Origin of the sequence: Amycolatopsis sp. NPDC058986, from assembly GCF_042741125.1 — a bacterium.
GTDB lineage: Bacteria > Actinomycetota > Actinomycetes > Mycobacteriales > Pseudonocardiaceae > Amycolatopsis.
Genome location: NZ_JBHYJW010000018.1, coordinates 136452 through 146666, shown reverse-complemented (window position 1 = coordinate 146666; position 10215 = coordinate 136452). Strand labels below are relative to the sequence as shown.

8 protein-coding genes are annotated in these 10215 nt (G+C 71.3%); 3 read left to right on the top strand and 5 right to left on the bottom strand.

Features of this window, described 5'->3' with window-relative positions; genetic code table 11:
- Positions 1-196: 196 nt before the first annotated feature.
- The 3 genes from ACFW0G_RS18425 to ACFW0G_RS18415 all read left to right on the top strand — a co-directional run bounded on the left by ACFW0G_RS18425 (position 197) and on the right by ACFW0G_RS18415 (position 4112).
- Complete coding sequence (locus tag ACFW0G_RS18425) at positions 197-1138, top strand: trypsin-like serine peptidase (protein WP_378326514.1); 942 nt, start codon at positions 197-199, stop codon at positions 1136-1138.
- A gap of 90 nt (positions 1139-1228) precedes the next feature.
- Positions 1229-2632, top strand: a complete 1404-nt coding sequence (locus tag ACFW0G_RS18420) for an alpha/beta hydrolase (RefSeq protein WP_378326513.1) — start codon at positions 1229-1231, stop codon at positions 2630-2632.
- A gap of 88 nt (positions 2633-2720) precedes the next feature.
- Positions 2721-4112 (top strand): class II 3-deoxy-7-phosphoheptulonate synthase, encoded by a 1392-nt coding sequence (locus ACFW0G_RS18415; RefSeq protein WP_378326512.1) that lies wholly within the window; start codon positions 2721-2723, stop codon positions 4110-4112.
- Positions 4113-4156: 44 nt separating this feature from the next.
- Here the strand turns inward: ACFW0G_RS18415 and ACFW0G_RS18410 are convergent, their stop codons facing one another.
- The 5 genes from ACFW0G_RS18410 to ACFW0G_RS18390 form a co-directional block, all read right to left on the bottom strand.
- A complete protein-coding gene (locus ACFW0G_RS18410) occupies positions 4157-5482 on the bottom strand; it encodes a wax ester/triacylglycerol synthase family O-acyltransferase (RefSeq protein WP_378326511.1) in 1326 nt (441 codons plus the stop codon).
- A 141-nt stretch (positions 5483-5623) separates the two neighbouring features.
- Complete coding sequence (locus ACFW0G_RS18405) at positions 5624-6421, bottom strand: hypothetical protein (protein WP_378326510.1); 798 nt, start codon at positions 6419-6421, stop codon at positions 5624-5626.
- A gap of 5 nt (positions 6422-6426) precedes the next feature.
- Positions 6427-7929: an SPFH domain-containing protein gene (locus ACFW0G_RS18400; RefSeq protein WP_378326509.1), complete on the bottom strand. Its 1503-nt coding sequence runs from the start codon at positions 7927-7929 to the stop codon at positions 6427-6429.
- Positions 7930-7986: 57 nt separating this feature from the next.
- The gene (locus ACFW0G_RS18395) at positions 7987-8196 is read right to left on the bottom strand and encodes a hypothetical protein (RefSeq protein ID WP_378326508.1); all 210 of its coding nucleotides are present in this window, start codon (positions 8194-8196) and stop codon (positions 7987-7989) included.
- Positions 8193-10175, bottom strand: coding sequence for a PASTA domain-containing protein (locus ACFW0G_RS18390; RefSeq protein WP_378326507.1), 1983 nt, complete (start codon positions 10173-10175; stop codon positions 8193-8195). The genes ACFW0G_RS18395 and ACFW0G_RS18390 overlap by 4 nt, the downstream gene beginning before the upstream one ends.
- Between the last annotated feature and the right edge of the window lie 40 nt (positions 10176-10215).

Genomic DNA, 10215 nt, shown 5'->3' with positions numbered 1-10215 from the left:
ATGCGAGGAAAGTCCCCTTCAGCGCCTCTCGTGAGACAAAAGTCCCCTTCAGCGCGCGTTAGCCCGGATGCCGCGTCAGCTGCCGCCGAACAGCGGCTGCCGTTCCGTGAGCGGAGAACTACTTTCGAGTAGCTGTGCCTTTCCGTGGAAAGTGTCACAGTTGCCCCAGTTCACTTTCGCGGGAAGTGAGGCGTCCATGAAAAGAACCTCCGTCCGGGCAGCAGTTCTCGCCGCGATCACCGGCTTGGCCATGACCGTCCTCGGCCTGCCCGCCGAGGCGGCGCCGGGGCCCGTCGTCCACCGGGCCGCCGACACCCCGGCCAAGGCGAAGGCCGTCGCCGGGTACTGGACCGCCGAGGCGATGCGGTCCGCCACTCCGCTGGACAAACTCCTCCAGGCTCCGAGCGGCGTCCTCAAAGACGTCGCGAAGGGACTGGGCACCGTCATCCCGCAGAGCGTGCCGAACGGTGGCGGCGCGTGGACGGGCGGCGGCAAGGTGACCAAGACGGCCGGTCGCGTGTTCTTCAATTTCAACGGGCGCAAGGCTTCCTGCTCCGGCGACGCGGTCACGAGCTCGAACGGCAGCGTCGTGGTCACCGCCGGGCACTGCGTCAAGTACCAGGGCACCTGGCACACGGACTGGGTCTTCGTCCCCGGCTACGACAACGGGAACGCGCCGTACGGCCAGTGGACCGCGAGCAAGACGCTCACCACCCCGCAGTGGGAGGCGAGCGAGGACATGAACTACGACGTCGGCATGGCCGTGGTCAACCAGCTCGGCGGAAAGCGCCTCACCGACGTCGTCGGCGCCCAGGGCATCGCGTTCAACCAGGCGCGCAACCAGACGATGTACACCTTCGGCTATCCGGCCGCCGCGCCCTACGACGGCACGAAACTGATCTACTGCAGCGGACCGACGATCACCGACTTCCTGCTGACCCAGGACCACGGCATGGGCTGCAACATGACCGGTGGGTCGAGCGGGGGACCGTGGTTCCTGAACTTCGACGAGGCCACCGGGACCGGGGTGCAGGCCTCGGTGAACAGCTTCGGCTACACGTTCCTGCCGAACTACATGTTCGGACCGTACTTCGGCGCGGACGCGCAGACGCTCTACGGCAAGGCGCAGGCGGGCTGACCCCGCCGCCGCGGCTCAGCCCACGGGCTGAGCCGCGGCGTCATGCCCCGGTCCGACGCGCCGGGCGCCCGGGTGCGCGACGCTCGGGGTATGCGAAAAACGGTGGTACTCCTGGCTTTCCTTCCGCTCGTGGCGGCTGCGCCCGTCGCGAACGCGGAAAGCGCGCCGAGTCTCAAGTGGACAACGCCCTGTCCGGACTACGGTCTCCCGCAGTCGCCGACCGCCGGGCTCGAATGCGCGAAACTGCGGGTCCCGCTCGACTACGCCGATCCGGGCGGGCGGACCATCGAACTCACCCTTTCCCGCCATGCCAGTCCCGATCCGGCGAAACGTCGCGGCGTGCTGCTGATGAACCCCGGCGGACCCGGCAGCCCGGGGCTGGCGATGCCCGCGCAGCTGAGGGAACGGATGGGCTCGTCCGGGCTGCCCGAGGCGTACGACGTGATCGGGTTCGACCCGCGCGGCACCGGCTACAGCACCCCTGTCACCTGCGACATGGCCCCGGAGCAGCGAGGTTCGATCATCGGACCGTACGCGAACGGGCCGCGGGACGTCGCCGAAACCGCCGCGAAGGCACGGGTGGTCGCACGCAAGTGCGCGTCGGCGCCGACCGCGGACCTGCTGCCGCACATGACCACGGCGAACACCGCCCGCGACATGGACCGGATCCGGGCCGCGCTGGGCGAGACCACGATTTCCTACTACGGCACCTCCTATGGCAGCTACCTCGGCGCCGCGTACGCCACGATGTTCGCCGCCAGGACCGACCGCTTCGTGCTGGACAGCGTGACCGGGCCACAGGGCGTGGACGTGCGGCAGCACCACCGTTTCGCCGAAGGCTTCGACGACCGGCTGCCCGACTTCGCGGCCTGGGCGGCGGCACGGGACGACGTCTACCACCTCGGGCGGACCCCGCGGGCGGTGATCGCGAAGTTCGACGCACTGGCCGCCGTCCGCGGTCCGGAGTTCCGGGCGAATACCTGGAACGCGTTCTATGACGACGCGCATTTCCCGGCGCTGGCCCGGGAATGGGCCGGGCAGACCGCCGCGCCGGCCGGTGGCCCGCTCGACGGGGACAATCACGCCGCCCTGCAACTGCAGGTGGTGTGCAACGACAACGACTGGCCCGAAGGCGTCGGCTACTACCAGCGCGCGGTCGAGCGGGAACGGGTGGCGCACCCGAGGTTCGGCCCCGCCGCGGCGAACGTGAATCCTTGTGCGTTCTGGCCGGTGGAACGCGCCGAACCGCCGGTGCGCATCGGTTCGTCAGGCCCGCGGAACGTGCTGCTCGTGCAGAACCTGCGTGACCCGGCGACACCGCTGTCGGGGGCACGGGAGATGCGGCGCGCGCTGGGCGGCCGGGCCACGATGACGACCGTCGACCAGGGCGGGCACGGCGTGTTCACCAAGGGCAACGCCTGTGGCAACGATGTCGTGCTGCGCTATCTGCTGCACGGCGTGCTGCCGGGGCGCGACGGTTCCTGCCCGGCCTGACCCGGCGGGGCGGCACACCGGATCTCCTGGCGTGCCGCCCTCGGCGGGCTCCTCCCCGGTGGCGGAGGCACCGTCTTATGCTGGTCGGGTGAACTGGACTGTGGATGTTCCCGTCGACACGCTCCCCGAGCTCCCTCCCTTGCCGCCGGAGCTGCGTGCCCGGCTGGACACCGCACTCGGCCTGCCCGCCGCGCAGCAGCCGGAATGGCCCGACCCCGAGCTCACCAAGCGCGTCCGCGGCGTCCTGGAGAGCGTGCCGCCGATCACCGTGCCCGCCGAGATCGACCGGCTGAAGGGCAGGCTCGCGATGGTCGCCCGCGGCGAGGCGTTCCTGCTGCAGGGCGGTGACTGCGCGGAGACGTTCGAGTCCAACACCGAACCGCACATCCGCGCCAACCTCCGCACGCTGCTGCAGATGGCCGTCGTGCTCACCTACGGCGCGAGCCTGCCGGTGATCAAGGTCGGCCGCATCGCCGGGCAGTACGCGAAGCCCCGGTCGGCCGCCACCGACGCGCTGGGCCTGCCGGTGTACCGCGGCGACATCATCAACTCGCTGGTCGCCAAGCCCGAGCTGCGGGTGCCCGACCCCGGCCGGATGATCCGCGCCTACGCGAACGCGGGCGCCGCGATGAACCTGGTCCGCGCGCTGACCGGCGCCGGCATGGCCGACCTGCACCAGGTGCACGACTGGAACAAGGACTTCGTGTCGTCCTCGCCCGCGGGGGAGCGGTACGAGGCGCTGGCCGCCGAGATCGATCGCGGCCTGCGGTTCATGAACGCCTGCGGCGTCACCGACACCTCGCTCCAGTCGACCGAGATCTTCGCCAGCCACGAGGCGCTGCTGCTCGACTACGAGCGTTCGCTGCTGCGGCTGGACAACGCCGACGCGGCGAACCCGAAGCTGTACAACCTCTCGTCCCACTTCCTGTGGATCGGGGAACGCACCCGCCAGCTCGACGGCGCGCACATCGCGTTCGCCGAGCTGCTGGCGAACCCCATCGGCCTCAAGATCGGCCCGACCACCACGCCGGATATGGCGCTCGAGTACGTCGAACGGCTCGACCCGCACAACGAGCCCGGCAGGCTGACGCTGATCTCGCGGATGGGCAACGGCAAGGTGCGCGAGGTGCTGCCCGCGATCGTCGAGAAGGTCGAGGCCTCGGGGCACAAGGTCATCTGGCAGTGCGACCCGATGCACGGCAACACGCACGAGTCGTCCACCGGCTACAAGACCCGCCACTTCGACCGCATCGTCGACGAGGTGCAGGGGTTCTTCGAGGTGCACAACAAGCTGGGCACCTACCCCGGCGGCATCCACGTCGAGCTGACCGGCGAGGACGTCACGGAGTGCCTCGGCGGCGCCCAGGAGATCTCCGACGTCGACCTGTCCGGCCGCTACGAGACCGCGTGCGACCCGCGGCTCAACACCCAGCAGTCGCTGGAACTGGCCTTCCTCGTCGCCGAAATGCTCCGCGGCTGAGGCATCGCCACGCTGGGCCGCATTTTGGTCCTTTGTGGACGGAGCTAGCCGGCGTCGACGAGGCGGGCGGCGGACTTGAGGACCGCGTCGCGCAGGGAGCCGGTGTCGGGGACCGCCTCGCCGTTCGCCTGAAGTCCGATGTGGACGGTGTCGCGGTAGGTGGCCACCGCGATCCCGACCGCGTGCCGGGGCGCCAGCGGGACGAACGGGTAGACCTCGGTCATCCGGGCGCCGTCGAGGGTCAGCCGGGCGGGCGGCAGCGGGACCGTGGTCACCACGAGGTCGAACAGCAGCGGTGCGGCGAGCCCGGCGGTGCGGGTGCCGAGCCGGTGCAGCACGCTCGGCACGCGGTCGGCCAGCAGGGGGAACGCGCCGGCGCCGCGGGCCGGGCCCGAGGCCTTGTTACGGGACATCGCGCGGCGGACCAGGCGCAGCCGCTCCACCGGGTCCTCCACTCCCACGGGCAGATCGCACAGGTAGCCGGACAGCTTGTTCCCGCCGAGCTGTCCGGCGGCCCTGCCGCGCACGCTGACGGGGATGAGCGCGCGCAGCGAGCGGCCGTCGGCGCGCGTACCGCGGTTGACCAGCCAGTCCCGCAGGGCGCCCGCGAGCACTGCGAGCACGACGTCGTTGGTGGTGCCGCCGTGGGCCTGCCGGACGCGGCGCACGTCGGCCAGCGGCAGCCGGACGAAACCCAGCCGCCGTTCGGCCGACGGCGGCGCGGACACCGGCGAAAGCGGCGGGCGTGCCGCGCGCATCACCGAGGACGCGATCCCGGCCGTCTCGCCCGCCTGGCTGAGCGTGGCGCCGAGCGCGTCCTTCACGGTGTCCAATGCGGACCGTGGTTCGGGCAGCCGCGCCGCACGCGAAGCCGGTTCGGGTTTGCGTCGCGGGCGCGGGACGTCGTCGAGCAGGCCGGCGGCGACGGCGTAGGCACCGGCGCCGTCGGTGAGCGCGTGGTGCAGTTTCAGCAGCAGGGCGAACTTCCCGTCCGGCAGGCCAGTGATGATCGTCAAGTCCCACAACGGTTTTCCGGTGTCGAGCGGCTCGGCGATCCAGCGCGCGGCGAAGGCGGACAGCGGGTCCGGTTCGTACAGCGTGCTCAGCTCGTGGTGCTGGATGTGGTCGGCGGCAACGAAATCCGGGTCCTCGGCCCAGTCGGCGGCGCCGGGCGGGAACAGTGCGGTGCGCACGTGCTGACGCAGCTTCGGAATCCCGTTCGCGCGTTCCGCCAGCAGCGCGGCCATTCTGCCGGGATCCACCGGCCCACGCGGGCTGAAGGTGATCACCGCGCCCATGTGCATCGGGGCGGTTTCGCTTTCCAGGCACAAGAAAGCCACGTCGAGCGCGCTGAGCGGGGAGCCTGTCATCGGCATCCTCTCCTTGTCCGGTGGGAACGGGAAGGGGGATGAGCGACACTGCATCATCAACACTGCATCATCGGGACATGACGGGTGAGTGGTCATGGTGTTTCACCCGCGCTAACTATGGTGACGTTCACCCAAACGTGTTCAGGACTCGGGGTGCCGTTCCGGGGTAACCGCGTTCTTCCCCGGGCTAAACCCGTTGGCGGGATTTCGCCGCGCGAAGGTGGCGCCGGGTCCCCGGCTGGGCAGCGGGGACGGCGAGGCCTCGGTGGTCGCCTCGCCCGTGACGGTCTGGTGCGTGATCGCCACCTGATCGCCGACGCGGCGGGCAGGGAGCTCCTTCGGCGTGCGGCGGTGCAGGCCCGGCCACAGCTCGCCCGCCTCGGGCGCCGCGCCCCGGATCGCGCCGCCGTCCAGCCGGGTCTGGGTCTCGGAGATACCGCGGTCGAGCCACTGCACGATCAGCTTCATCGGCCCCGGTGGCGGCAGCGGCCAGACGAAGACCTCGTGGTCGAAGTGGAACGCCGAGCCACCGCGGCCCTGCGCCCGCAGTACCGGCGCCTCCGGTTCGGTCGCCGACGGCACCGAGATCGTCTCGGAGCTGGCCCGGCTGCCGTCGGCGAACAGCACGCCGAGGAGCAGCGCGTTGTAGTCCGGTACCCGGCGGTGGTCGATCAGGCTGCCACGGGGCGCGTCGGCGAGCAGGCTGTCGCGCGAGTAGACCGACAGGCGCAGCGTCGCCGCCTCCGGCCAGACCTCGACACCCCGCAGCGCGACCACCGTGCGCTCGGACCGCGCCAGCTGCACGATCCACGGCAGCATCGCCGGCACGATGTGGTCGCCGGGCGGACCGGTCCACGGACGGCCCTCATAGGCGTAGAGCTCCTGTTCCGGCACGGGGAACAGGGGCCGCTCGCGAGGACCGTCCGTGAAGAAGTTCATCGCCGTTATTCGCGGGACGTCAGGTCGCCGTTCTGCTGCACGGCCTCTTCGGCGAGTTTCGACGTGCCGCCCATGGCGTCCATCAGCTGCCGGGCCAGGCCGAGGCCGGTCCCGCCCAGTGAGAGCGCCTTGGCGAACATGTCGGACATCCCGTCCGCGCCGTTCAGCACCACCATGTGGTCCACGTTACCGAATGCCTGGGCTCCCGCCTGTACGATCTCGGGCCAGCGTTCGGCGAGTTGCTGGGCGACGACGGCTTCCTGGTTCTCCGCCAGCGCCGCGGCCCGAGCCTTGATGGCGTCCGCCTCGGCCAGGCCCTTCGCGCGGGCCGCCTCGGCCTCGGCGAGGCCCTGTGCCTTGGCCGCCTCGGCGTTGGCCAGCCCGCGGGCCTTCGCCGCGGTCGCCTCGGCCTCACCGGTCGCCTTCGTCGCGCTCGCCGTCGCCTCCGCCCGCGACCGGGTGGCCTGCGCCTCGGCTTCGGCCGCGGTCTTCACCCGGGTGGCGTCCGCCGCGGCGCGCAACTCGGTCTCCTTCGCTTCGGCCTGTGCCCTGGCGATCTGCGCGTCGCGGGCCGCGTCGGCGGTGGTCCGCGTGTCGTACGCCTTCGCGTCGGCGGGCTTGCGGACCTGCGACTGCAGCCGCTGCTCCGCCAGCGCGGCCTCCAGCTCGGCCGCGCGGGTCTCCTGGACCACGACCTCCTGGCGTGAGCTGGCCTCGGCGAGCGGGCCCGCCTGGCTCGCCTTCGCACGGGCCTCGTCCACCTCGGCCTGGTACCCGGCCTGCTGGATCTGGCTGCCCCGCACCGCGGCCGCCTTTTTCGCCGCCGCGATCTGCTCGGCCTCGGCCGCCTCCTGGTCGCGCTGGGCCTCGGCGATCCTGGCACTGGCCGCGACGGCGGCGGCGTGCGGTTTGCCGAGGTTGAGGATGTAGCCGGTCTCGTCGTCGATCTCCTGGATCTGCAACGAGTCCACGATGAGCCCGAGCTTGATCATCTCGGTGGCCGAGGACTGCCGGACCTCCCCGGTCAGCGCCTCGCGGTTGTGGATCATGTCCTCCAGCGTCAGGCCGCCGACGATCGAGCGCAGATGCCCGGAGAACAGCTCGTGGATCGTGTCGTTCATGCCCTTCTGCTGGTCGAGGAAGCGCCGGGCGGCGTTGGCGATCGAGGCGAAGTCGTCGCCGACCTTGTAGATGACCACCGCGCGCACGGTGACCGGCAGGCCCTGCTTGGTCACGCACGACACCTGGAGGTTGACGCCCCTGGTGTCCAGCGAAAGCCGTCGCGCGGTCTGGAAGCCGGGGATCACGTTGACCCCGCGGCCGGTGACGATCTTGAAGCCGAGGCTGTCGGCGGTCTCGTGGCGTTCGACCCGCACCCCGAGCCCGGAGATGATGAGTGCCTCGTTCGGCTCGGCGACCTTGTACAGCAGCCGCAGGATCCCGAAGACGACGATCAGGACCGCGATCAGCCCACCGCCGGAGACCAGCAGGATTTCCCCGATGCCCATAGCCGCGCTACCCCCGCTCTTTTCTGTTGTGTGTTCCTGGGTAGCCCTTCGACGCCGCTAGGGGCTCAGCGGTTGCCACCGTTCCACGTAGACCGTACGCGGCGGCTCGAAATCCACCACCAGGATCTGGGTCCCGGAGGCGATGTTCTCCTCCGGATTCACCGGGTAGGCGTAGAACGCCTCCGTCCCGCCGCGCACCGTGAGCAGTACCTCGCCGATCAGACCGGGGCCGATCGCGCCGGTCACCCGGCCGCGGCTCCCGATCATCCGAACACCTTCAGCTCGACCTTGCTGCCCTTCTTGACCCGCTCGCCGGGCTTCGGGTCCTGGTCGATCACGAACTGGAACCCGCCGTGTCCCCTGCCGCCGTCCCGGTCGGCCTTGAGCCCGAGCCCGGCGAGGATCTTCTCGGCCTCGTCGAACTGCTTGAACCGGACGTCGGGCACCTGGACGGCGTTGGACACGAACACGCCGACCCTGCGGCTGGTCGCCGACGAACCGCCTGCGGGGCTGGTCTTGGTGACCGATCCGGCCGCGACGTCCTCCTTGAACTCCTCGCCTGCCAGGAACGGCTCGAAGCCGGCCTGCTTGAGGGTCTGGAACGCCTGGTCCTGCGGGCGGCCGGTGACGTCGGGGACCGGCGGCAGCGGCTCGGGGCCCTTGGACAGCACGAGCGCGACCGTGCTGCCGACGTCGAGCGGGCTGCCGGGCGACGGGTCGGTGCGGATCACCGCGCCCTGCGCGACCTCGTTGCTGTACTCCGGCGTCCCGCGCGTCGGGGTGAGCTGCACGGCCTGGATCGCGCGGTCCGCGTCGGCGGCGGGGGTGCCGGGCTTGACGTCGGGCACGATCGGACGGCCCTTGGACAGCAGGACGGTGACCGTGGAGTTCGGCGGCAGCGTGGCACCCGCGGCCGGATCGGACTTGATCACCGTGTTGGCGGGCACGGTGTTGTCGAAGACCTGGTTGAACTGCGGGACCAGTTTCGCCGCGCGCAGCGCGTCCCCGGCGTCGGCCTGGTTCTTCCCGGCGAGCGCGGGCACGGTCGCGGTGTTGGGCGCGGAGTCGGTGAGGATGTAGGCGAACGCGCCGATCAGCCCGCCCAGCACCAGCACCGCCGCGGCGATCAGCGCGATCGTCCGCTTGCGGTTCGCCGGTGGCCTGGCCTCGCCGGCGGGCATCGGGGGCTCGGCGTGTGGCGGCGGGGGAGGCGCCACGGGGGCGGCGGCGCGGGTCAGCGCGCGGGTGCCCTGCGGGCCGGTGACCGGCATGGTCTGGTCGGTGACCGGGGCGATCCGCATGGTGCGCTCGCTGTCGGTCTCCCCGGCGTCCGGCGGCGGGGGCACCGGGATCGGCACCGCGGGCAGGCCCAGCTCGGCGCGGACGGCGAGCAGCTCGGACAGCAGCACGCCCGCGTCGGCGGGGCGCTGCTCCGGATCACGCCGGGTCGCGCGCAGGATCAGCTCGTCGAGGGCGGGCGGCAGCCCCGGCCGCAGCTCGCTCGGCCTCGGGACGTCGTCGTTGACGTGGCGGTAGGCCACCGAGATGGCGGTGTCCCCGGTGTAGGGGGCGCGGCCGGTGAGCATCTCGAACAGCAGGATCCCGGCCGAGTAGACGTCGCCGCGCGAGGTGGTCGCGCCGGTGGTGACCTGTTCGGGGGAGAGGTAGCCGACGGTGCCGAGGATGACGCTGGAGCTGGTCGTCCCGGCACTGGCGACGGCGCGGACGAGCCCGAAGTCGGCGACCTTGACGACGCCGCCGGAGCCGACCGTGGCGCCGCGGCCGATGAGCACGTTCTCGGGTTTGACGTCGCGGTGCACGAGCCCGGCGGCGTGCGCGGCCGCGAGCGCGGTGAGGGCCTGTTCGGCGATGGTGAGCGCGAGGGCGACGTCCAGCGGCCCGTTCGCGTCCATCAGATCGCGCAGGGTTCCGCCGTCGACCAGCTCCATGACGAGGAACGCGTACCCCGGCTCGCCGCCGACGGGGCTGTCGAAGCCCTGGTCGTGCACGGCTACTACGTGCGGGTGATGCAGCTGGGCCGCCGACCGGGCCTCCCGGACGAACCGGTCGACGAAGGAGCGGTCGTCGGCGAAGCGCGGGTCCATGACCTTGATCGCGACCTGCCGGTCCAGCCGGGTGTCGGTGCCCCGGTAGACCGACGACATCCCGCCGCGCGCTAGCAGCCTGTCCACCCGGTACCGCTGTTCGAGCAGCGTTCCGGCCAGACTGGGGTGGGTGCGTGTCACAGCTCTGAATCGTACGGACTCACGCACGCGTAGTGGGCAC